The following is a 21,033-nucleotide window of genomic DNA, read 5'->3' as shown; positions in this document are numbered from 1 at the left end:
ATTAGTGCCGGTCTGGGCGTGTTACTGGTGCCGGTCTGGGCGTGTTACTGGTGCCGGTCTGGGCGTGTTACTGGTGCCGGTCTGGGTGGAGGGCGGCCATGAGCGGCTCGTAGTGAGCCACAACCGCCTCGCGGTAGGCCTCCGCGTCCCCGGCACGGGCCGCCTGCAGCATCGCCCGGTGGGCGTTGGCGGTCTTGACGATGTCATCGGGGTGCGGCGCGTCAAGCATGGGAACCGTCATGGTGTGGATCGCCCACAACGCCTCCATCAGGTGTGCGAAGAGCTGATTGGGCACCGGCGCCAGCAGCATCCGGTGGAAGCCGCGGTCCTGGTCGGTGAAGGTCTCCCCGCGCGCCGCCAGCGCCTCCATCTCATCCACTATCGCGTCGATCTCGGCGTCCTCGCGCTCCCGCCATGCCTCCAGCACGGCGTCGGTCAGGGCCGTGTCCAGGGTGCGGCGGACCTCCACCACCTCGCGCAGGCTGCGGTAGTCGTCCCCCGGCTTCAGCAGGCCCCGGAAGACGAGCGACTCGACCATCGGCCGCATGGATACCTGGCCCACGAACATGCCATGGCCGTGACGTACCTCCACGATGTCCAGCGCGGTGAGCGTGCGCACGGCCTCCCGCACGGAGGAGCGCGACACGCCCAGCGTCTCGCACAGCTGCGACTCGGTCGGCAGGGGATCACCGGGCTGCAGGTGGGACAGCAGGATGTAGTCCTTGATGGCGTTCATCGCGCCTGTGGCCTGGGTCGTTGCTCCGCTTATTGAGGCGTAAGCGCCCCGCTTCATGTCCACCACGGTGATCGTTCCTCTTCGGCTCCGGTAACGGTGTCCTGCTTGTGCGTGTCTGCTGGCCAGGGGAGAACGGGATGGTTCCCGGGTCATCGTTACACACAATCACGGCTCCGTCCGGGGATTGATCAGATGTCTGATGCCTGCTACAGTGATTCTACCGACGTCAGACAACAGACGTCCGATCTCAGGAGACCTCAATGACGATCTCGACTCCCCGCGCCTCCCGCCGCGACTTCATCCGCCTGTCCTCCACCCTCGGCGTCGCAGCCGGCCTGACCGCCGCCCTCGCTGCCTGCGGCGGCTCCGACTCCACCGGTGCCGGCTCCGGCGCCACTGCGTCGGCGGGCGAACCTGCCGCCAACGCCGCCGCCTCCAACGCCGACGGCACCATCACCGCTGGCATCTCCTACGAGCTGGGCACTAACGGCTACGACCCCATGACCACCTCCGCCGCGCTCACCGTCGCCGCCAACTGGCACACCCTGGAGGGCCTGACCGAACTGCACCCCGCCACCCGCGAGTGCTACGCCGCCCTGGCCGCCGGCCTGCCCAACCAGGTGGATGACACCACCTACGAGGTGACCTTGCGCGACGGCGCCGCCTTCTCCGACGGCACGCCCGTGACCGCCGACGACGTCGTCTTCTCCTTCGAGCGCGTACTGGACCCGGGCAACAACTCCCTTTACTCCCAGTTCATCACCTTCATCGACTCCGTGGCGAAGAAGGACGACGCCACCGTCACCATCACCACCAAGTACCCCTACTCGCTCGTGGCCGAGCGCATCAGCGTGGTCAAGATCGTGCCGCGCGCCGCCGTCGAGGCCGATGCCGCCGCCTTCGACATGAACCCCATCGGCACCGGCCCCTACACCATGACCGACAACGGCGCCGCCTCCCAGACGATCGTCTTTGAGCGCAACGACAACTACAACGGCCCGCACCCGGCGCTGGCCAAGTCCATGACCTGGCAGATCCTGCCCGACGACACCACCCGCACCAACGCCATCACCTCCTCCGCGGTCCAGGCGATCGACGCCGTCCCCGTGGCCAACCTCGCCACCATGCAGGCGCCGATCACCGTGGCCGCTCAGCAGGGCTTCTCCCTGCTGTTCGCCATGTTCAACAACGCCACGCTCTCCGACGTCCGGGCCCGCCAGGCGATCCTGTACGCCCTGGACTACGACAAGATCTGCGAGACCGGTATGGGCACGCTCGCCACCCCCGCCACCTGCTTCGTCCAGGCCGACCACCCCGCCTACAAGCAGGCCAGCACCGTCTACACCTACGACGCCGACAAGGCCAAGTCTCTGCTGGCCGAGGCCGGGGTGACCAGCATCAACCTGCTGTGCTCCGATCACGGCTGGTTCGCCTCCGTCCGCCCAATCATCCGCGAGAACCTCGAGTCCCTGGGCATCACGGTGCACTATGACGAGAAGAAGTCCGCGGATGTCTACTCCTTCATCGACTCCGCCCAGGGCGACTGGGATGTGGTCATCGCCCCGGGTGACCCCTCCGTCTTCGGCAATGACGCGGACCTGCTCATGCGCTGGTGGTACGCCGGCGACACCTGGACCGACACCCGCCTGCACTGGAAGGGCACCGACGCCTACAACCAGGTGCAGGCCGCCCTGGACGAGGCCGTCCAGCTCGACGGCGAGGCCCAGGTCGCCAAGTGGCAGGAGATCTTCGACCTGATCGCCGCGGACGTGCCGCTCTACCCGATCTTCCACCGCAAGTCGCCCACCGCCTACGACGCCGAGGCACTCGTCGGCTTCCAGCCGATCGCGCTGACCGGACTGTCCTTCGTCGACGTCGGCACGACCGCCGCCTGACCCCCGGCAGCCCAGACCTACCCCAGCGAAGGACTACCCCAGTGTCCAACCTCCTCCGCCTGATCGGCCGCCGCCTGGTGGCGCTGCCGATCATGGTGCTGGGCGTGACACTGCTCGTGTTCGTCGTCATGTCGTTCTCCTCGGCCGACCCGGCGCGCCTGGCGCTGGGGGAGGCCGCCACGGCAGACGCCCTCGAGCAGTACCGCCAGGCCCACCACCTCAACGACCCGTTGCTGCAACGCTTCTGGGACTACCTGGTGGGCCTGGCGCACGGCGACCTCGGCACCACCTTCACCGGCGTGAAGATCAGCGATATGGTCGCCAGCGCCTTCCCCATCACCCTGCAGCTGACCTTCATCGGCATCTTCCTGGCCGTCATCGCCGCCACCATCCTCGGCGTGCTCGCCGCCCTGTACCGGGACGCCTGGCCCGACCAGGTCATCCGCGTGATCTCCATCCTGTGCCTGGCCACTCCCTCCTTCTGGCTGGCCCTGCTGCTGATCCAGTGGTTCGGCGACATCCCCGGCGCCACCGGTACCTTCCCCTCGGTGGTCACCCAGTGGGTCTCCCTCGGCGACGACCCCGGCGCCTACATGCGGCAGATCTTCCTGCCCGCCCTGGCCGTCGCCGTGCCCAACACCGGCACCCTCACCCGCGTGGTGCGCACCGCCATGGTCGAGGAGCTCGACCGCGACTACGTGCGCACCGCCATCGGCGCCGGCATCCCCAAGCACGTCGTCGTCGCCCGCAACGTGCTGCGCAACGCCCTGATCACCCCGCTGACGGTGCTGGGCCTGCGCCTCGGCTACGCCATGGGCGGCGCCGTGGTCATCGAGATGATCTTCAACATCCAGGGGATGGGGCAGCTGATCTTCCAGGGCATTACCCGCAATGACGTCAACATCGTCCAGGGCGTGTCCATCACGGTCGCACTGGCCTTCATCATCATCAACATCGTCGTTGACATGCTCTACGTGCTGGTCAACCCGAGGATCAGGAGCGTCTGATGCCCCACCGCCGCACACTGGAGAAGGTATCCGCCCCCGGCCTGCGCTTCCAGGGCTGGCACCGCCTGCCGCTGGGCTCCAAGATCGCCGTCATCGTCCTGGCCGCCATCGCCCTGCTGGCCGTCTTCGCCCCGCTCGTGGCCCCCTACAGCCCGGGCGCCACCGGCCTGGCCTCCGCCCAGACCGTCACCCATGTGGAGGGCGTGGGCGACGTCGTCTCCTCCGACCCCGCCGTCGCCCCCTCCGCCGCCCACCTGTTCGGCACCGACGCCACCGGCCGGGACATCTTCTCCCGCGCCGTCTACGGCGCCCGCGTGTCCCTGGTGGTGGGCCTGAGCGCCACCGGCATCGCCCTGGCCCTGGCCGCTGTGCTCGGCGCCATCGCCGCCACCAGCCGCAAGTGGATCGGGGAGGTGGTTATGCGCGTGCTCGACGTGCTCATGTCCTTCCCCGGGATCGCGCTCGCGGCCGTGCTGGTGCTGGCCATGTCCGCCTCCGGGCTGCCGATGGTGGCCGTGATCATCATCGCCACGGCGGTGGTATACACCCCGCAGCTCACCCGTGTGGTGCGCGCCAACGTCCTCGCCCAGTTCGGGGAGGACTACGTGGCCGCCTCCAAGGTCATGGGAGCCCGCGTCCCCTGGATCCTGGCCAAGCACGTGGTGCGCAACTGCGTCGCCCCGATCATGGTCTACGCCACCGTCCTGGTGGCCGACGCCATCGTCTTCGAGGCCTCGCTGTCATTCATCGGGGCCGGCATCAAGGCGGTCAACACCCCCACCTGGGGCAACATGCTATCCGAGGGCAAGGCCCTGCTGCTGTCCGGCCACTGGTGGCCGACCTTCTTCCCCGGCCTGATGATCCTGATCACCACCCTGTGCCTGAACATCCTGTCCGAGGGCCTGACCGACGCGATGGCCTCCCCACGCATCCGCGCCCACGTGGACGTCGAGGCCGATGAGGAGGCCATGCAGACCGAGCAGGCCTGGGACGAGGCCGGCCACGCCGTCCGCGTCCACGCCGACGACGCCGCCGACGCTGTCCCCGGCGGGCAGAAGAGTGCCCTGACCGGGATTGTGGAGCCCGCCGCCGAGGAGGTACCGCTCGCCGAGCGGCTGGCCGCCCTGCGCCGGGCGGAGCTCGCCCGCCACGACCGGCTCGTCTACCCCACTCCGGAGGCGGAGCCCGTACTGGAGGTGGAGGACCTCTCGATCGCCTTCCCCGCCCAGCACGGGGAGGTCAACATCGTCGACGGCGTGTCCTTCTCCGTGCGCCCCGGCGAGACCATGGGACTGGTCGGCGAATCCGGCTGCGGGAAGTCCATCACCTCCATGGCGGTCATGGGACTGCTGCCGGCAAGCGCCCGCATCACCGGGCGGATCCGCTTCCGGGGCCGCGACCTGCTGGAGCTGAGCCCCAAGGAGCACAATGCCCTGCGCGGCCACGAGATGAGCATGATCTACCAGGACGCCCTGTCCTCGCTGAACCCCTCCATGCTCATCCGCTCCCAGATGAAGCAGCTCACCTCCCGCGGCGGCACCCGCAGCGCCGAGGAACTGCTTGAGCTGGTGGGCCTGGACCCGGTGCGCACGCTGAAGAGCTACCCGCATGAGCTGTCCGGCGGGCAGCGTCAGCGCGTGCTGATCGCCATGGCGCTCACCCGCGACCCCAGCCTGGTCATCGCTGACGAGCCCACCACCGCCCTGGACGTGACCGTGCAGAAGCAGGTCATCGACCTGTTGAACCGGCTGCGCGAGCAGCTCGGCTTCGCCATGGTGTTCGTCAGTCACGACCTGGCCCTGGTGGCCAAGGTCGCCCACCGCATCACCGTCATGTACGCCGGCCAGGTGGTCGAGCAGGCCACCACCGCGGAGCTGCTGGAGAACCCCGTCCACGAGTACACCCGCGGCCTGCTCGGGGCGGTGCTGTCCATCGAGGCCGGCTCCAAGCGCCTGCACCAGGTGCGCGGCACCGTCCCCAGCCCGCAGGAGTTCGTATCCGGGGACCGCTTCGCCCCGCGCTCGTCCCATCCCGACGTCGGCCTGAACTCCCGCCCGGTGCTGCGGCCCGTGGCCGGGGCACGCGAGCACTACTACGCAACCACGCCCGAGCTCGAGGCGATCCTCGCCCAGGAGGCCCACTGATGAGCGCCGACAAGTACGCCGACTGGACCCCCGAGACCGACCCGGTCATCGAGCTGCGCCACGCCCACGTGATCCACAAGTCCCGTACCGGCAAGCTCTTCCGCCCCGACACCGTCCACGCCGTCAACGACGTCTCCCTGACGGTGCGCCGCGGCCAGACGCTGGGACTGGTGGGCGAGTCCGGCTGCGGGAAGTCCACTACCGCCCGCGTCATGACCGGCCTGCAGCCGCTGACCCGCGGAGAGGTCTACTTCAAGGGCCGTCCGCTCGGGCACTCCGCCGCCGACCGCCGCGCCCTGGGGTGCTCGGTGTCCGTGGTCTTCCAGGACCCCGCCACCGCCCTGAATCCGCGCATGATCGTGCACGACACGCTCATCGACCCGCTTAACGTCCACGGCATCGGCTCGCCCGCCGAGCGGGAGGCCAGGGTGCGTGACCTGCTGCACCTGGTGGGGCTGCCGCCCAGCGCCCTGGAGGTGCTGCCGCGGCAGATCTCCGGCGGGCAGCGCCAGCGCGTCGCCATCGCCCGGGCGCTGGCCCTGGACCCGGACATCATCGTCGCTGATGAGCCCACCTCCGCCCTGGACGTGTCCGTGCGCGCCCAGGTCCTGAACCTGCTGCAGGACCTGAAGGCCGCCCTCGGCCTGGGCCTGGTGTTCATCAGCCACGACATCAACACGGTCCGCTACGTCTCCGACCGCATCGCCGTCATGTACCTCGGCCGCGTCATCGAGATGAACACGACCGCGGAGATCTTCGCCCGCCCCAGCAGGAGTACACGCGCACCCTGCTCGGCGCCGTACCCAGCCTGCTCGAGGCCTGACCGGCCGGCCCCGCAAACCCACCCCGACCTGCACCCCAACCTGCACCCCAACCTGCACCCCAACCTGCAAGGAAACCATCACATGGACCCCCGCTTCACCGGCGTCATCCCGCCGGTCATCACTCCCTTCAAGCACGGCGAGATCGACCTTGACTCCCTCCGCCGCACCGTCGACTTCCTCGTCACCTCCGGCGTGCACGGACTGTTCATCGGCGGCTCCTCCGGCGAGATCGCCTACCTGACCGACTCCCAGCGCGACGCCGTGTTCACCGCCGCCGTGGAGCAGGCCGCCGGGCGCGTACCCGTGCTTGCGGGAGTCATTGACACCACCGCCCACCGGGTTATCGAGCAGGCCCGGCGGGCCGAGTCCCTCGGCGTCGACGCCGTCGTCGCCGCCTGCCCGTTCTACGCGATCAACGACGCCGGCGAGATCGCCGACCACTTCCGTGCCATCGCTGCCGCGCTGAGCGTGCCCCTGCTGGCCTACGACGTGCCCGTGCGGCTGAACGGCAAGAAGCTGGACCGCGACCTGCTCGTGGCCCTGGGCAAGGAGGGCGTGCTGGCCGGGGTCAAGGACTCCTCCGGGGATGACGTCGGCTTCCGTCGGCTGGTCGCGGCCAACGCCGCCGCCGGACACCCCCTGGCGCTGCTCACCGGGCACGAGTGCGTGGTAGACGGCATGGCGCTGCTGGGGGCTGACGGCTGCGTGCCCGGCTACGGCAATGTGGAGCCCCGCGCCTACGCGGAATTGTGGGAGGCTGCTCGCGCCGGGCGCTGGCAGGAGGCCCGCACCATCCAGGAACGGTTGTGCGCCGGCTTCGAGATCGTGTACGTGCCGCGCGGCCGCTCCGCCGACGCGTCCGGCATCGGCGCCTTCAAGACCGTCATGGCGGCCCAGGGCACCATCGACACCAATGAGATGGCCTTCCCGGTGCGTACCCTGGAGGGCGAGACCCGCGCCCGGATCCTGGCAATCGCCCGCACCCAGGGCCTGATCTGAGATGGCAGCCGTACTCGGCCGGGATGGCTACCGGCCCACCCCGAGCGAGCTGCTGGTGGGCGTGGACGTGGGCGGCACCAAGATCGCCGCCGCGCGCGTCGACGCCGCCGGAGCCCTACGCGGGCCCGTGCAGGAGGTGCCCACGCCGTCCCACGCGGGTCCGGCCGCCATGCTCGACACCATAGCCGGGCTGGTTGTGACCGTGGCCGCCGAGGGCGCGGACACGACGGCGGCGCGGCGCCCCGGTCCGGTGGCGGCGGTCGGCATCGGCGCGGCGGGCGTAATCGACACCGTGCGCGGCACGGTCGTCTCCGCCACCGCCGCCATCACCGGCTGGAGCGGAACGGATGTCGCCGGGGGAGTGGCCGAGCGACTGGCCGGTGCGGGCCTGGAGCGACTGGACGGCACAGTTCCCCCGGTATACGTCGACAACGACGTCAACGCCTATGCCGCCGGCGAGGCCTGGATCGGGGCCGGAGCCGGGGCCGCCTGCGCGCTGGTGGTGGCCGTGGGCACCGGCGTCGGCGGGGCGGTGATCCTGGATGGGAGCGTGCACCACGGGGCGCACTTCCTGGCCGGGGAGATGGGGCACATGCCCTGCGGCCTGGCGGCGGGGGAGCGGTGCACCTGCGGGCGGCCCGGCCACCTCGAGGCGGTGGCCGCCGGCCCCCAGATCGCCCGCCGCTACCGGGAGGCCACCGGCGCCCAGGACGTGGTCAGCGCCCACGCCGTCGAGCGCCTCGCCCGCGCCGGTGACCCCGACGCCCGTCGCCTGTACCGCGAGGCCGCCACCGCGCTCGGGCAGGCCATCGCCGGCGTAGTCACCGTGCTCGACCCCGACCGGGTCATCATCTCCGGAGGGCTGGCCCGCTCCGGGCGGCTTTGGTGGGATCCGCTGCGCGAGACCGTGCGTCGTGAGCTTATCGAGCCAGTGGCCACGGACTTGCCGCTCGTGCCGGCCGCCCTGGGCACGGCCGCGCCGATCATCGGGGCGGCCCACGAGGCCGCCCGGAGCCTGAGCCGTGCCGGCTGAAGCCCGCCCGGGCGCCTAGCTGCTGGGCGGTGTCACTCAGCCCACTGCCCAGCCACATCATCGCGCTGCATCAAGGAGTCTCATATGCAAACCCGCAACCCCGTACTCGAGCGCCTGCGCGGCGGACTGATCGTCTCCTCCCAGGCCTATCCCGGTGAGCCCATGCGCGACCCGCGCACCATGGACCAGGTCGCCCGGGCCTGCGTGGCCGGGGGCGCGGTCGGCATCCGCGCCCAGGGCCTGGCCGACCTGGCCCTGATCACCCAGCACGTGGACGTGCCCGTTATCGGGCTGTGGAAGGACGGCAATGAGGGCGTCTTCATCACTCCCACGCTCACCCACGCCATCGCCGTGGCTGCCACCGGCGTGCAGGTCGTCGCCCTGGACGGGACCCGACGTCCCCGCCCCGATGGCCGTACCCTCGCCCAGACCGTGTCGGGGCTCAAGGCCGCCCGTCCGGGCGTCCTGGTCATGGCCGACTGCGGCAGCCTGGACGATGCCCGAGCCGCGCAGGACGCCGGCGCCGATATCCTGGGCACCACCCTGGCCGGATACACCGGTGAGCGTCCCGTCACCGACGGGCCGGATATCGAGCTCGTCGACCAACTGGCGGCGATCGCCCGGGTCCCGGTAATCGTAGAGGGCCGGGTGCACACCCCGGCGCAGGCCGCGCTGGCCATGGATCATGGCGCCTTCGCCGTCGTGGTCGGCACGGCCATCACCCACCCCGCCACCATTACCTCCTGGTTCGTTGACGCCGTCACACGGCGGTGATGGAACCGGTGTGGTTCTTGTTGCGAATGCGCCTGAAGTGTTTGGTGTGGGCCACAAAACGGTACGCCACGCCGAGGAAAATGCCGCCATATCTGACAAATCGCCCCGTTTATGCATAGCGTTACGGCCAGCGGCACCGCATCGAGGTGCCCAACCGTCGTTCAGACGCCTAGACAAACGAGTATCCGATCGAGAGGCAGATACATGTCCATCAACCGCACCGAGCTCATTGCCGCCATCGCCGAGAAGGCCGGCCTGACCAAGACCGACGCCGACGCCTTCCTCGGCGCCTTCCAGGACGTCCTGGTGGAGAACGTCGCCAAGGGAGAGGCCGTCAAGATCACCGGTCTGATGGGTGTTGAGCGCGTCGAGCGCGCCGCTCGTACCGGCCGCAACCCCCGCACCGGTGAGGAGATCCAGATTCCCGCCGGCCACGGTGTGAAGCTCACCGCCGGCTCCGCCCTGAAGAAGGCCGCCTCCGGCAAGTGACCCGCAAGGGCCACACGGAGCGTCAGGGCCCCGAGGCGGCCTGAGGCTCCCGACCGCGCAAGGCGCGTCGCCCCCCGCACGGGCGGCGCGCCTTCGTTGTGCCCCACCATTCCCTCACAAACCGGAATGGTGCAACCACCACCAGACACCGCCAGGTCGGTAGGCGTTACGTGCCGAGGTCGGTAGATGTTACGTGCCGAGGGCGGCAGTCCTGCCCGCGGCAGTTGCCACCGCCTACGAGTCCGGGACCCGCTTCCTTCTGACGGACGATCCGGTTGGCGTGCGGGACCGCTACCTTCCGGGTATGACCGCCCCATCATCGCCTGTTCCCCCGGTCGGTCGGGATGCGCCCGGCCCGCGTTCCGCCCTGGTACTGGACGGCCTGGCCAAGGCCTTTGGGCAGAAGATCGCCGTGAATCTGCTCTCCCTGTCCATCCCCGCCGGCAGCCTGTACGGCATCGTCGGCCCCAACGGAGCCGGCAAGACCACCACTTTGTCCATGGCCACCGGCCTGCTGATGCCCGACGCCGGCCGTGCCCTGGTCCACGGCGTGGACGTGTGGGCTGATCCCGCCCGCGCCAAGGCCCTGCTCGGCGTGCTGCCCGACGGCCTGCGCACCTTCGATCGCCTCAATGGCCTGGAACTGGTCACCTACTCCGGGCTGCTGCGCGGCCTGTCCCGCGACGTCGTCATCCCCCGCGCCACCCAGCTCCTGCACGTACTGGACCTGTGGGATGCGGGCACCACGCTGGTGGCGGACTACTCCGCCGGAATGCGAAAGAAGGTGCACCTGGCGTGCGCTCTGGTCCACTCGCCCAGTGTGCTGGTGCTGGATGAGCCCTTCGAGGCGGTAGACCCCATCTCTGCCAAGACCATCCAGAGCATCCTGACTGACTTCATCGCCGCCGGCGGCACCGTCGTCATCTCCAGCCATGTCATGGTGACCGTGCAGCGCCTTTGCACCCACGTGGCCATCATCGACCAGGGACGCGTCGTCGCCGCCGGCACTACCGCTGAGGTGGCCGCCGGCGGAGACCTTGAGGACCGCTTCGCCCAGCTCGTCGGCGCCCGCACGTCCCGGGAGGAGCTGTCATGGTTGCGACCCTCGTCCGCCTGAGGTGGCGTATAACCCTCAACGCGCTGCGCAGCAATACCTGGGCCGCGATCGGCCTGGTCCTGGGGACTGCGGGTGCGCTGGGAATGCTGGCCCCGCTGGTCGTCGGGGCCATCGCCCTGGGACATGCCGACACGGCTGCGGCGACCGCGGTTATAGGCGCAGTCGGCGCCGTCACCACCGTCGGCTGGGCGGTAGCGCCACTGCTGCTTACCGGCGTCGACGTGACTCTGGATCCGCGCGCAATGGCCGCCTGGGCAGCGCCTTCCCGCGCCCTGAGCCGAGGACTGGCGGTGGCCGGCGCCGCCGGGGTGCCCGGCATAATCACCGGGATGGTGCTGCTCACCCCGGCCCTGACCTGGGCCGTCGCAGGGCGGCTAGGCGCCGCCCTGCTGGCGCTGGCACTGGCCCCTGCCTGCCTGGCTACCTGCGTGCTGCTGGGGCGCAGCATCGTCGTAGGCGCGGGGGTCTCCTCCTCCCGCCGCGGCCGCGACCTGCTTGCCGTCGTCGGCTTCTTCGCGGTCATGGCGCTCGCCCTGCTGCCCTCCCTGCTGAATGCGGTGCTGGATATGGAGCAGTTCGATCTGAGCGGGGTGATGACGATCGCCAGGGTCCTGGGGCTGACACCATTCGGCTGGGCGCTCGCGGCACCCGGATACCTAGCCCAGGGCGAGATGGCGGCGGCGGTGGCGCTGAGCACTGGGGCGGTCGCCCTGCCGCTGGTACTGGCGCCGATCTGGCACCGGGTCGTGGTCCGTGTCATGACTGGGCCCGCACGTAGCCGCACCCGCTCCCACGCATACGCCGCGGCGTCGGTGCCCGGGGGCGAGTCCGCTAAGGACGGCGCAATCGACGTGCTGCCCTGGCAGCGCCGGCTGGAGCGGATCAGCTCCGGCCCGACGGCGGCCGTGGCCGCACGCTGCCTGCGCTACTGGCGCACCGACCCGCGCTACCTGGTACAGGTGGCGGCAGTCATCCTTGTTATCGCGGTGTTCGTCGGGACTATCGGAACCAACTACAGCACCATGACGGACTCCACCGCCAGTGGGAGCACCGTAGTCTTCACCGGCGCCAGCTTCTCCCCGGGGCAGGCGCCGGGCGCACTGTTCATCGTGGGGCTGCTCACCGCACTGCTGGCCGGCTGGATGACTCACGACGACCTGGCCTTCGATTCCACGGCTTTGTGGACCCATATTGCTGCCGGGCTGCCCGGGCGCAGCGATCGCCGCGGGCGCGCGCTTGCGGTGGCTATGTGGCAGCTGCCCCTGCTCGCCGTCGTGCTGCTGCTCAGCGGCTGGCTGACGGGCAACTGGGCGCAGGTCCCCGCCTACCTGGGGGCAAGCCTGGGAATATACGGCGGATCGCTGGCCTGGTCGAGTCTGGCCAGTGCGGCGCTTCCCTATGAGACGAACGCGCCGGGTGAGAACCCCATGAAGTCGCGTACCTCCGGCACCGCATTCATCGCGGCGCTGCTGCAGATGGTGGGAATGCTGGTGATTGGCGTGGTCTGCCTGCCGGTCCTGGTGGCGCTGATCGCCGTTGTGGTGCTGGAGGCCTGGCCCTGGGGCTGGCCGCTGCTGGCTGGCGGCGCGTTATGGGGTGGGGCAGCGGCTTGGATCGGATCGGTACTCGGCGGACGCGTCCTGGACCGGCGCTACGCCGAGGTGCTTGCCACCATCCGATCCTGGCCCGGGCACGATGCCGCATGACAGGCGCCTTCGGCCGAACCCGAAGGCGCCGCCTTCCGGCGGGCCGGTCCGGCACGCCGTAGCATGGGCACGCGGCGCGGGAGCGCCGTCCACCGGCCTCGCGGAAGAGGCCGCGGGTCCGCTTCACCCAAGCAGCATAAGGAAAACCAACCATGGAGCTTGTCATACTCGACACGGCCGAGGAGATCGCCTCCCGCGCCGCCGATGCCATCGAATCCCTGCTGAACGAGAAGCCGAACGCCGTACTCGGCACCGCCACCGGCTCCAGCCCCCTGCCCCTGTACGACGAGCTCACCCGCCGCTGCGCCGCCGGCCGCGTCTCCTTCAAGGACGTCACCGGCTTCATGCTCGACGAGTACGTCGGCCTGCCCGAGGGACACCCCGAGCGCTACGCCACCTTCATGGAGCGCAACCTGCGCTCGCGGGTGGACATGGCCCCCGGGGCCCTGCACGGCCCCGACGCGCTCGCGGACGACCTGGAGCAGGCCTGCGCGGACTACGAGTCACAGATGGCGGCCGCCGGCTACTGCGACCTGCAGATCCTGGGCATCGGTGCCGACGGGCACATCGGCTTCAACGAGCCCGGCGGGCCGCTGGACTCCGCCACCCACGTGGACGTGCTCACCGAGCAGACCCGCTCGGACAACGCCCGCTTCTTCGACGGCGATATCGATGCCGTCCCCACCCACTGCCTCACCCAGGGGCTCGGCACCATCATGAAGGCACGCAAGCTGGTGCTGATCGCCACCGGCGCCAACAAGGCCGAGGCCATCGCCCACCTGGTGGAGGGCGAGATCACCCCCGACTGGCCGGCCACCGTCATGCAGAACCACCCCGACGCCCTGGTGCTCATCGACCGCGAGGCCGCCGGCATGCTCAAGCAGCACTAGCAGTGCCCCGACGGCGGCCCGGCGGCAGCCTGCCGTTACTGCCGGTGTCAGTGCGGCCGGTGCGTGGTCTGTGGGCCAGGTGCCGGCCGCACTGGTGCTCCCGAGGGGCTGGAGAGGTGGCGAGGAGGATCGCGCGGCGAGAACGTCGGGGAGAGAGTCGCCACAGGCGCCCGGTCGTGGCTGCACCTGCCGGGCGGCATACACTGTGCGGCATGCGTCAGATCTCCGTCGGGCCTCAGGCCAGCACCGATCCCGCCGGTCCCGCCTCTCCCGCCGGCCCGGTCGGCGAGCCCAGTCAGTCTGCGGGAACGGCCGTTCTCGAGCGCGAGGAGCTGAAGTCGACCGACGACGGCGATGCAGACCGCTTCGCCCACTACGCCGACAAGCGCAAGGCCGAGGCGGCGATGCGCACCGGTCGCCCCGTAGTCGCCCTGTGCGGAAAGCTCTGGGTTCCCAAGCGGGACGCGTCCAAGTACCCGGTGTGCCCCACCTGCAAGGAGATCTATCTGCAGATGCGGCCCGGCGGTGACGGCGACCAGGGCGGCTCCGGCCCCAAGCGCCCGCGCTTCCCGTTCGGACGAGGCGGTCGGTGACTCCCACGCGCCGCTCCCAGCCATCGCACAACCCGACGCAGCCCTCCATCTTCGCCGCGGAGAACCTCTCCCCGGCCTACCCGCAGCGCGCCGCCTGGGGCACCACGCGGCCCCTGCGCGCGTGGCAGGCAGCCGCCCTGAAGCAGTACCTGGAGGCGATGCCGCGGGACTTCCTCGCCGTCGCCACCCCCGGCGCCGGCAAGACCACCTTCGCGTTGCGCATCGCCACTGAGCTGCTCACCGCCGGCGAGGTGCACAAGGTGACCGTGGTCTGCCCCACCGAGCACCTGAAGTACCAGTGGGCGGAGGCCGCCGCCCGGGTCGGTATCCGTATCGACCCCTCCTACGCCAACTCCCAGGGCGCGCTCGGCTCCCAGTTCGACGGCGTCGCCGTCACCTACGCGCAGGTGGCGGCCAACCCCAACCTGCACCGCGCGCGCACCGACCGCACCCGCACCCTTGTGATCCTCGACGAGATCCACCACGGCGGCGACGCCCGCAGCTGGGGGGACGCCATCCGCGAGGCCTTCACCCCTGCGCGTCGGCGCCTGTCCCTGACCGGCACGCCCTTCCGCTCCGACGAGTCCCCGATCCCGTTCGTCACCTACACCGAGGAGGCAGGCGGCATCAAGCGCTCCCGCGCCGACTACTCCTACGGCTACGCCGAGGCCCTGGCCGACGGCGTGGTGCGACCGGTGATGTTCATGAGCTATTCGGGGCAGATGCACTGGCGCACCAAGGCCGGTGATGAGGTTGCTGCCCGGCTGGGTGAGCCGCTGACCAAGGACATGGAGTCCCAGGCCTGGCGCACCGCCCTGGACCCGGGCGGGGAGTGGATTCCCGCGGTGCTGGCGGCCGCCGACCAGCGCCTGACCGAGGTACGGCGCCAGGTGCCCGACGCCGGCGGTCTGGTAATCGCCTCCGACCAGAACTCCGCCCGTGCCTACGCGGGTCAGTTGCGCGCCATCACCGGGCAGGCACCAACCATCGCCCTGTCGGACGACTCCGGTGCCTCCAGCCGCATCGAGACCTTCGCCGCCTCCAAAGACCGCTGGCTGGTGGCGGTGCGCATGGTCTCCGAGGGCGTGGACGTGCCCCGGCTGGCGGTGGGCGTGTACGCGACCTCCGCCTCCACGCCGCTGTTCTTCGCCCAGGCCATCGGCCGCTTCGTGCGCTCCCGCGCCAAGGGGGAGACCGCCAGCGTCTTCCTGCCCTCGGTCACGCCGCTGCTGGGCCTGGCCGGTGAGATGGAGGCCGCCCGCGATCACGTGCTCGGCAAGCGGGGCACGGAGGAGGACTCCCGGTTCGGCTCCCCGGAGGACCGGCTGCTCGCCGAGGCCAATCGCACCGAGAGCGCCTCGGATGATCTGCTGGGCGGGTTCGAGGCGATGGACTCCACCGCCGAGTTCGACCGGGTCCTGTTCGACGGCGGCGAGTTCGGCACCGGCGCCATGGTCGGCAGCCCCGAGGAGCAGGAGTACCTGGGCCTGCCCGGGCTGCTTGAGCCCGAGCAGGTCACCGCCCTGCTGCGCCAGCGGCAGAACCAGCAGATCAAGCAGCAGAAGCGCCAGCAGGCGGCCGCGCAGCAGCGCCGTACCAATTCCGGGGTCGACGACGCCCGTCGGCGCGCCGCCGCCCGCAAGGAGCTGTCCAAGCTGGTGGGGGCCTGGGCGCGCCGATCCGGGCAGCCCCACGGGGTGATTCACACCGAGCTGCGGCGCGTGTGCGGCGGCCCGGAGGTGGCCCAGGCCACCACCGAGCAGATCGAGGGGCGCATCGAGACACTGCGCCGCTGGTTCGTCGGGCGGCGCTGACCGCCGCCGCGCTGCCCGGGCAGGGGCTGGCGGCGGCGAGCGTCGGGGCCGACGCGCGTGGCGCGGCTGGGCGCGCTACGCCGACCCGTCCCGCTGACACCGCCCGCCGCCGGGCCGGGCCGCCGCAGTGGCTCAGCCGCGCAGCGGCTGCCGCTCGTCGATGTCCAAGTGGCGGGTCGGGATCGCCGGGTCGCCCTCGCTCAGGCGCCAGCCCTCATAGGGCAGCTCGGCGCGCGCCACCTGGTGGCGTTCGGCCGCAGCCGTCAGTGCCTCCGGACCGCGGTGCTCCTCCACGATGACGCCGTCGCGTACCAGGTCTACTTGCAGCGGCCGCGCGTCGGCCGCCTCCAGGGCGGCCAGGCCGGAGGCCTCCGAGCGGGCCGAGACGATCAGCTCGTCGGTGGCCGAGCCTGCGGCGTTGAGTACCCGCCCGGCCCACTTGCGCCCTCCCACCGTCGACTTGCCGCCGGCGGAGAACTTGGCGACCTCCTGCATCTGCCCGTCACTGCCGGCGCGCTCGACCAGCTTGTACACCAGGGCTGCCGTGGGCCGCCCCGAGCCGGTCACCAGCTTGGTGCCCACGCCGTAGGAGTCCACCGGCGCGGCGCCCAGGGCCGCGATCGCGTACTCGTCCAGGTCGCTGGTGACGGTGATGCGCGTCGTCGTCGCCCCCAGGCCGTCCAGCTGGGCGCGTACCTTGAAGGCTTCGGCGACCAGGTCCCCGGAGTCAAGGCGCACCGCGCCCAGCTCGCCTCCGGCAGCCCGGGCGGCGGCAACCGCGCGGGCCACGCCGCGCTCGATGTCGTAGGTGTCCACCAGGATGGTGGTGCCCGGGCCGAGGCTGGCCACCTGGGAGGCGAAGGCCTCCTCCTCGGTATCGTGCAGCAGGGTGAACGAGTGCGCGGAGGTGCCCACGGCCGGGATCCTGTAGAGCATGGCCGCCTCCAGGTCACTGGTGCCGGCGAAGCCGCCCACGACGGCGGCGCGGGCGGCCGCCACCGCGGCGCGCTCGTGCGCGCGCCTTGCGCCGAACTCCACGCAGGGGCGCCCATGGGCGGCGATGGTCATGCGCGAGGCCGCTGCGGCCACCGCGCAGTCGTAGTTGTAGATGGAAAGGGCCAGCGTCTCCAGGATGCAGGCCTCGGCGAAGGTTCCCTCCACGGTCAGCAGCGGGGAGCCGGAGAAGTAGCACTCGCCCTCCGCGTATCCCCGGATCGTCCCGGAGAACTTGTACGTGCGCAGGTAGTCGAGAGTGACGTCGTCGACGATGCCGGCCGAGTACAGGTAGTCGATCTGCGCATCGGTAAAGGTGAAGGCCTCAATGGCGTCCAGCAGCCGCCCCGTGCCCGCGACCACTCCGAAGCGACGTGAGGCGGGCAGGTTGCGGCCAAACAGCTCGAACACGCTGGTGCGCTCGGCGACGCCGGCGTGCAGGGCCGCCTGCAGCATGGTCAGCTCGTACATGTCGGTAAGCAGGGCGGTGCTGGGTGCGTCCGGGGTGGGGACATCCCGCAGATTGGCTGTCATGACACAAACTTATCGCAGGAAGACCGGCTGCGGAACGAGCCCGTCCTCACAGGCCGCCGCGACTAGGGTGAAGGCATGCAGTCCGCAGAACCCGTCCATGCCGCCCCCGCCCCGGGGGCGGAGGCGCTGGCGGACGCCCGCACCGCCCCCGGGCGGCTGTGGTGCACAGTGGTCCACGACGACCCCGTTAACACGATGGACTACGTCACCTGGGTGTTCCACACTTATTTCGGCCTCTCGATCCCGGTGGCGCGCCTGCGCATGCTGGAGGTGCACACCACCGGCAGGGCCGTCGTATCCCGCGGTGCCCGTGAACGCATGGAGGTTGACGTCACTGCTATGCACTCCTACGGTCTGCACGCCACCATCGAGCCGCTCCCAGCCGGTGGCGAGGGAACCGTCGGCGGGGGAAGCGGTCCGGCCGCGGGAGGCGCCTGATGCACGCCTTCCACCCTGACCCGCAGGGCTGGACCAGCGTGCTGGAGGCCTGGGAGCGGGAGTACCTGGCCGGCCTGTTCAAGCAGATCGCCGACCTGCTCGCCGCGGACACCCCGGCACCAGGCGGGGCCGGTGCCGCGGAAGCGGCCCCATCCGGGCCGGTTTCAGCGGGGCCCGAGTCGCACGCCACCGGCGTCCGGGCGGGTGAGACCCCGCGCGACGGGGACGTGCTGGCCGCACTCGACTTCGATCCCCAGCCCGACGATGCCTCCCGCGGGCGCACCGCCGGAGGGGTTCCCGCCACCCTGGCTCCACTGCTGGACGTGCTCCTGCCCGACGCCTCAGAGGACCCGGAGGTCGCCGTCGAAGTCTCCTCCCTGACCCGGGACCGGCTGCGGGAGGACAAGCGCTCTCGCCTTGAGGAAGTGGTATGGGAGCTGCTTGAGCCCACCGGGGCCGGTGGGGCAGTGCTCGTGCGCGCCGGCCAGGAGGGCCGCTGGCTGGGGGCCCTGAACGACGCCCGCCTGGTACTGGCCGAGCGCCTGCAAATCGATTCCCCCGAGGCGGGCGAGCGCGTGCATGCCGCGGCCTGGGAAGACGCCCCCGTCGGCGAGGGGGAGACGGAGCGCTGGAATCGGGCTATGGCGCTGTCCTACGACATGCTTTCCTGGTGGCAGGAATCACTGGTGGCCGTGCTATTGAATGGGGATGGGGCCGCATAGTCTCGGCGCTGTGAATGATGCGGCCATCGGGATGTTCGACTCCGGCGTCGGCGGCTTGACCGTGGCCCGCGCGGTGATCGACCAGCTTCCCGGTGAGCAGGTGCTGTACATCGGGGACACCGCCAACACCCCGTACGGGCCGCGCCCGGTGCAGGAGGTGCGCCGCCTGGCCCTGAGCATCATGGACGAGCTGGTCGACTCAGGCGTGAAAATGCTGGTGATCGCCTGTAACACGGCTTCCGCCGCCGTTCTGCACGATGCCCGCAGCCGCTACACGCGCGGCAAGGGCGTGCCCGTCGTGGAGGTCATCCACCCGGCCGCCCGCGCCGCCGCCCGTGTCACCCGTAACGGCCGAGTCGGGCTGATCGCCACCCAGGGCACCGTGGACTCCAACGCCTACGCCGATGCGCTGGCCGCCGTGCCCGGCGTGCACCTGTTCTCCCAGGCGTGCCCACGCTTCGTGGAGCTGGCCGAGCGCGGTATCACCACCGGCCCGGAGGTCATGACCACGGCAGAGGAGTACCTCGCCCCCGTCAAGCGGGCGGGCGTAGACACCCTCATCCTGGGGTGCACCCACTACCCGCTGCTGGCCGGCCCCATCTCCTACGTCATGGGGGAGGACGTCACCTTGGTGACCTCCAGTCAGGAGACCGCCAAGGACGTCTACCGCGAGCTCGCTCGCCGGAACCTGCTACGCGCCCCCGACGCGCCGGCGCCCCGGCACGAGTTCCGCGCCACCGGCGATCCCGCCTCCTTCTCCGTGTTGGCACGCCGCTTCCTAGGGCCCGAGGTTGGCCGTGTCCACCACGCCGAGATCGGCCCCGACGCCCCGTCACCAGACGCCCCGTCACCAGACCCCGCCCCCGTCCCCAATTCGAGCGAGGATCCCGCATGAGACTCACGATCATCGGCTGTACCGGATCCATGTCAGGTCCTGAGGCCGCGGCCTCCTCCTATCTGGTGCAGGCCGACGACGTATCTGGTCGCACCTGGTCGGTCGTGCTCGACCTCGGCCCCGGCTCAATGGGGCAGCTGCTGCGCTACCTGGACCCGGCTGAACTGGACGCCATCGTCATCTCCCACTGCCACGCCGATCACATGGTGGACCTGGTGGGTATGCACGTGTTCCGGCGCTGGAACCCCGCCGGACGGCTTGCGCCGGTGCTGACGCTCGGGCCGGCGCAGCTGCGGAGCCGGCTCAACGGCGTCGACGGCACTTCGGAGCAGGAGACCTACGCGACTGAATTCGCCTTCCGCACGGCGTCGGCGGGTCAGAGCCTGCAGGTCGGGCCGCTGACTATCACCCCCTTCCCGGCGCTGCACCCGGTGGATGCCTTCGGCTACCGTGTGGAGGGCCCCGGCCGAGTCGGCGATCGCGTCAGCCTGGCCTTCACGGGCGACACGGACTTGTGTGACGGCATCGAGGCGATGGCCGACGGCGTCGACCTGCTGCTGTCCGAGGCGGCCTTCCTAGAGGGGCGCGACGCCGTGCGCGGCATCCACCTGACCGGTCGGCGGGCCGGACAGCTTGCCGCGGGTACCTCGGGGCGGGGCGGGCGCCGTCCCGCAGGCCGGCTGGTGCTGACCCACATTCAGCCGTGGACGGACCCGGATGATCCGCTGCGTGAGGCCGCCGCTGTGTATGACGGCCCACTGGCCCGCGCCACCCCCGGCGCCTCCTGGGAGATCTGAGCGGTGCGGCAGGAGTCTTCACAGTCGGGAGCCGCCCCGGAAACGCGTCCCGGGGCCGGTCCCCAGCGAGACGCCGGGCGCGGGTCCGCCCCGATCAGCTACACGCCGCCGGTGCCTGACGGGCCGGATCGTCCCTGGACGCGTGGGCGCCGCACCCGCTGGTGGCTGGTGCTGCTGGCCGACACGATTTCGGTCGCACTGATCGCCTGTTTCGGCGCCGCCTCGGTACACGACCTGGCCCAAGTGCCCGGGCTGCTCGTTCGCGGAGCGGTCGCCGTCGTCGTCGCCTGGGCGGTCGCATGGCTGGTGCGTCGCCCCGACGACCACCTGGAGGTGGGCTGGCCCGACGGCGCCTGGGTAATCGGCCTGACCTGGGCGCTGTGGGCGGGCCTCTACGTGTGGGGCGGGGCGTTGGGGGCTATCCCCGGAGCCGGTGGAACGGTGTCGTTCGCGGTGATGCTGGCCGCGTTCCTGGTGGTCTTCTGCGGCGGCTGGCGCAGCCTGTACGGCTACGTCAAGGCGCACGACTCGTTGGTTCCCAAGGGCGTGCAGCGGCGCCTTGACGCCCAATCCCGCCGAGACCGGCACTTGTAACACACCGAGACCGGCACTTGTTACGTGCTGAGGTCGGTT

At 70.7% G+C, this 21,033-nt stretch carries 19 protein-coding genes and 1 pseudogene; 18 read left to right on the top strand and 2 right to left on the bottom strand.

The genetic code is table 11. The features are described 5' to 3' along the window. Window positions 1-67: 67 nt before the first annotated feature. Window positions 68-793 carry a FadR/GntR family transcriptional regulator gene (locus tag CWT12_RS08785; protein WP_272927748.1) on the bottom strand — a complete coding sequence of 242 codons (726 nt, stop codon included), beginning with the start codon at window positions 791-793 and terminating at the stop codon, window positions 68-70. A gap of 203 nt (window positions 794-996) precedes the next feature. Between CWT12_RS08785 and CWT12_RS08780 the strand changes: the two genes are divergently transcribed. The 13 genes and pseudogenes from CWT12_RS08780 to CWT12_RS08720 all read left to right on the top strand — a co-directional run bounded on the left by CWT12_RS08780 (window position 997) and on the right by CWT12_RS08720 (window position 16,021). Beyond that, a complete protein-coding gene (locus CWT12_RS08780) occupies window positions 997-2,631 on the top strand; it encodes an ABC transporter substrate-binding protein (RefSeq protein WP_161924505.1) in 1,635 nt (544 codons plus the stop codon). Between the two features lie 41 nt (window positions 2,632-2,672). Then, complete coding sequence (locus CWT12_RS08775) at window positions 2,673-3,638, top strand: ABC transporter permease (protein ID WP_161924504.1); 966 nt, start codon at window positions 2,673-2,675, stop codon at window positions 3,636-3,638. After that, complete coding sequence (locus CWT12_RS08770) at window positions 3,638-5,782, top strand: dipeptide/oligopeptide/nickel ABC transporter permease/ATP-binding protein (protein WP_161924503.1); 2,145 nt, start codon at window positions 3,638-3,640, stop codon at window positions 5,780-5,782. Before CWT12_RS08775 ends, CWT12_RS08770 begins: the two co-directional genes overlap by 1 nt. Continuing rightward, window positions 5,782-6,605: pseudogene (locus CWT12_RS08765) on the top strand (ATP-binding cassette domain-containing protein). The gene CWT12_RS08770 and the pseudogene CWT12_RS08765 overlap by 1 nt, the downstream one beginning before the upstream one ends. An 82-nt stretch (window positions 6,606-6,687) precedes the next feature. Next, entirely contained in the window at window positions 6,688-7,605 is a 918-nt protein-coding gene (locus CWT12_RS08760) for a dihydrodipicolinate synthase family protein (RefSeq protein ID WP_161924502.1), read from the top strand. Window position 7,606: 1 nt separating this feature from the next. Next, window positions 7,607-8,638: an ROK family protein gene (locus tag CWT12_RS08755; RefSeq protein ID WP_161924501.1), complete on the top strand. Its 1,032-nt coding sequence runs from the start codon at window positions 7,607-7,609 to the stop codon at window positions 8,636-8,638. Window positions 8,639-8,722: 84 nt separating this feature from the next. Continuing rightward, window positions 8,723-9,412 carry an N-acetylmannosamine-6-phosphate 2-epimerase gene (locus CWT12_RS08750; protein WP_161924500.1) on the top strand — a complete coding sequence of 230 codons (690 nt, stop codon included), beginning with the start codon at window positions 8,723-8,725 and terminating at the stop codon, window positions 9,410-9,412. Window positions 9,413-9,616: 204 nt separating this feature from the next. Continuing rightward, on the top strand, window positions 9,617-9,901 hold the full coding sequence (locus tag CWT12_RS08745) for an HU family DNA-binding protein (protein WP_086614378.1): 285 nt from the start codon (window positions 9,617-9,619) through the stop codon (window positions 9,899-9,901). Window positions 9,902-10,205: 304 nt separating this feature from the next. Then, a complete protein-coding gene (locus tag CWT12_RS08740; protein ID WP_161924499.1) occupies window positions 10,206-11,018 on the top strand; it encodes an ABC transporter ATP-binding protein in 813 nt (270 codons plus the stop codon). Beyond that, window positions 10,994-12,724 carry a transporter gene (locus CWT12_RS08735; protein WP_161924498.1) on the top strand — a complete coding sequence of 577 codons (1,731 nt, stop codon included), beginning with the start codon at window positions 10,994-10,996 and terminating at the stop codon, window positions 12,722-12,724. Before CWT12_RS08740 ends, CWT12_RS08735 begins: the two co-directional genes overlap by 25 nt. A 152-nt stretch (window positions 12,725-12,876) precedes the next feature. After that, entirely contained in the window at window positions 12,877-13,614 is a 738-nt protein-coding gene (gene nagB, locus CWT12_RS08730; RefSeq protein WP_161924497.1) for a glucosamine-6-phosphate deaminase, read from the top strand. A gap of 212 nt (window positions 13,615-13,826) precedes the next feature. Beyond that, the gene (locus tag CWT12_RS08725; protein ID WP_161924496.1) at window positions 13,827-14,207 is read left to right on the top strand and encodes a DUF3039 domain-containing protein; all 381 of its coding nucleotides are present in this window, start codon (window positions 13,827-13,829) and stop codon (window positions 14,205-14,207) included. Between the two features lie 158 nt (window positions 14,208-14,365). Then, entirely contained in the window at window positions 14,366-16,021 is a 1,656-nt protein-coding gene (locus CWT12_RS08720) for a DEAD/DEAH box helicase (RefSeq protein WP_442862558.1), read from the top strand. A gap of 132 nt (window positions 16,022-16,153) precedes the next feature. Here CWT12_RS08720 and CWT12_RS08715 read toward each other — a convergent pair whose 3' ends face one another. After that, complete coding sequence (locus CWT12_RS08715) at window positions 16,154-17,548, bottom strand: nicotinate phosphoribosyltransferase (RefSeq protein WP_161924494.1); 1,395 nt, start codon at window positions 17,546-17,548, stop codon at window positions 16,154-16,156. Between the two features lie 75 nt (window positions 17,549-17,623). Between CWT12_RS08715 and clpS the strand changes: the two genes are divergently transcribed. The 5 genes from clpS to CWT12_RS08690 all read left to right on the top strand — a co-directional run bounded on the left by clpS (window position 17,624) and on the right by CWT12_RS08690 (window position 20,994). Further along, window positions 17,624-17,986 carry an ATP-dependent Clp protease adapter ClpS gene (gene clpS / locus CWT12_RS08710; protein ID WP_161924493.1) on the top strand — a complete coding sequence of 121 codons (363 nt, stop codon included), beginning with the start codon at window positions 17,624-17,626 and terminating at the stop codon, window positions 17,984-17,986. Further along, the gene (locus CWT12_RS08705; RefSeq protein ID WP_161924492.1) at window positions 17,986-18,708 is read left to right on the top strand and encodes a DUF2017 family protein; all 723 of its coding nucleotides are present in this window, start codon (window positions 17,986-17,988) and stop codon (window positions 18,706-18,708) included. Before clpS ends, CWT12_RS08705 begins: the two co-directional genes overlap by 1 nt. 31 nt (window positions 18,709-18,739) lie before the next feature. Continuing rightward, complete coding sequence (gene murI / locus CWT12_RS08700) at window positions 18,740-19,603, top strand: glutamate racemase (RefSeq protein WP_237564398.1); 864 nt, start codon at window positions 18,740-18,742, stop codon at window positions 19,601-19,603. Next, on the top strand, window positions 19,600-20,400 hold the full coding sequence (locus CWT12_RS08695) for an MBL fold metallo-hydrolase (protein ID WP_161924490.1): 801 nt from the start codon (window positions 19,600-19,602) through the stop codon (window positions 20,398-20,400). Before murI ends, CWT12_RS08695 begins: the two co-directional genes overlap by 4 nt. Before the next feature lie 111 nt (window positions 20,401-20,511). Further along, complete coding sequence (locus CWT12_RS08690; RefSeq protein WP_202616182.1) at window positions 20,512-20,994, top strand: DUF3054 domain-containing protein; 483 nt, start codon at window positions 20,512-20,514, stop codon at window positions 20,992-20,994. Window positions 20,995-21,033 lie beyond the last annotated feature (39 nt).

Origin of the sequence: Actinomyces sp. 432 (assembly GCF_009930875.1) — a bacterium.
GTDB lineage: Bacteria > Actinomycetota > Actinomycetes > Actinomycetales > Actinomycetaceae > Actinomyces.
Note: the sequence above shows the minus strand (reverse complement) of the source record. Positions and strands in the feature narration are given on the sequence as shown.

Coding starts and splice junctions, on each gene's coding strand:
- CWT12_RS08785 (WP_272927748.1), bottom strand. CDS start 793: ATGAAGCGGGGCGCTTACGCCTCAATAAGCGGAGCAACGACCCAGGCC.
- CWT12_RS08780 (WP_161924505.1), top strand. CDS start 997: ATGACGATCTCGACTCCCCGCGCCTCCCGCCGCGACTTCATCCGCCTG.
- CWT12_RS08770 (WP_161924503.1), top strand. CDS start 3,638: ATGCCCCACCGCCGCACACTGGAGAAGGTATCCGCCCCCGGCCTGCGC.
- CWT12_RS08760 (WP_161924502.1), top strand. CDS start 6,688: ATGGACCCCCGCTTCACCGGCGTCATCCCGCCGGTCATCACTCCCTTC.
- CWT12_RS08755 (WP_161924501.1), top strand. CDS start 7,607: ATGGCAGCCGTACTCGGCCGGGATGGCTACCGGCCCACCCCGAGCGAG.
- CWT12_RS08750 (WP_161924500.1), top strand. CDS start 8,723: ATGCAAACCCGCAACCCCGTACTCGAGCGCCTGCGCGGCGGACTGATC.
- CWT12_RS08745 (WP_086614378.1), top strand. CDS start 9,617: ATGTCCATCAACCGCACCGAGCTCATTGCCGCCATCGCCGAGAAGGCC.
- CWT12_RS08740 (WP_161924499.1), top strand. CDS start 10,206: ATGACCGCCCCATCATCGCCTGTTCCCCCGGTCGGTCGGGATGCGCCC.
- CWT12_RS08735 (WP_161924498.1), top strand. CDS start 10,994: ATGGTTGCGACCCTCGTCCGCCTGAGGTGGCGTATAACCCTCAACGCG.
- nagB (WP_161924497.1), top strand. CDS start 12,877: ATGGAGCTTGTCATACTCGACACGGCCGAGGAGATCGCCTCCCGCGCC.
- CWT12_RS08725 (WP_161924496.1), top strand. CDS start 13,827: ATGCGTCAGATCTCCGTCGGGCCTCAGGCCAGCACCGATCCCGCCGGT.
- CWT12_RS08720 (WP_442862558.1), top strand. CDS start 14,366: ATGCCGCGGGACTTCCTCGCCGTCGCCACCCCCGGCGCCGGCAAGACC.
- CWT12_RS08715 (WP_161924494.1), bottom strand. CDS start 17,548: ATGACAGCCAATCTGCGGGATGTCCCCACCCCGGACGCACCCAGCACC.
- clpS (WP_161924493.1), top strand. CDS start 17,624: ATGCAGTCCGCAGAACCCGTCCATGCCGCCCCCGCCCCGGGGGCGGAG.
- CWT12_RS08705 (WP_161924492.1), top strand. CDS start 17,986: ATGCACGCCTTCCACCCTGACCCGCAGGGCTGGACCAGCGTGCTGGAG.
- murI (WP_237564398.1), top strand. CDS start 18,740: ATGTTCGACTCCGGCGTCGGCGGCTTGACCGTGGCCCGCGCGGTGATC.
- CWT12_RS08695 (WP_161924490.1), top strand. CDS start 19,600: ATGAGACTCACGATCATCGGCTGTACCGGATCCATGTCAGGTCCTGAG.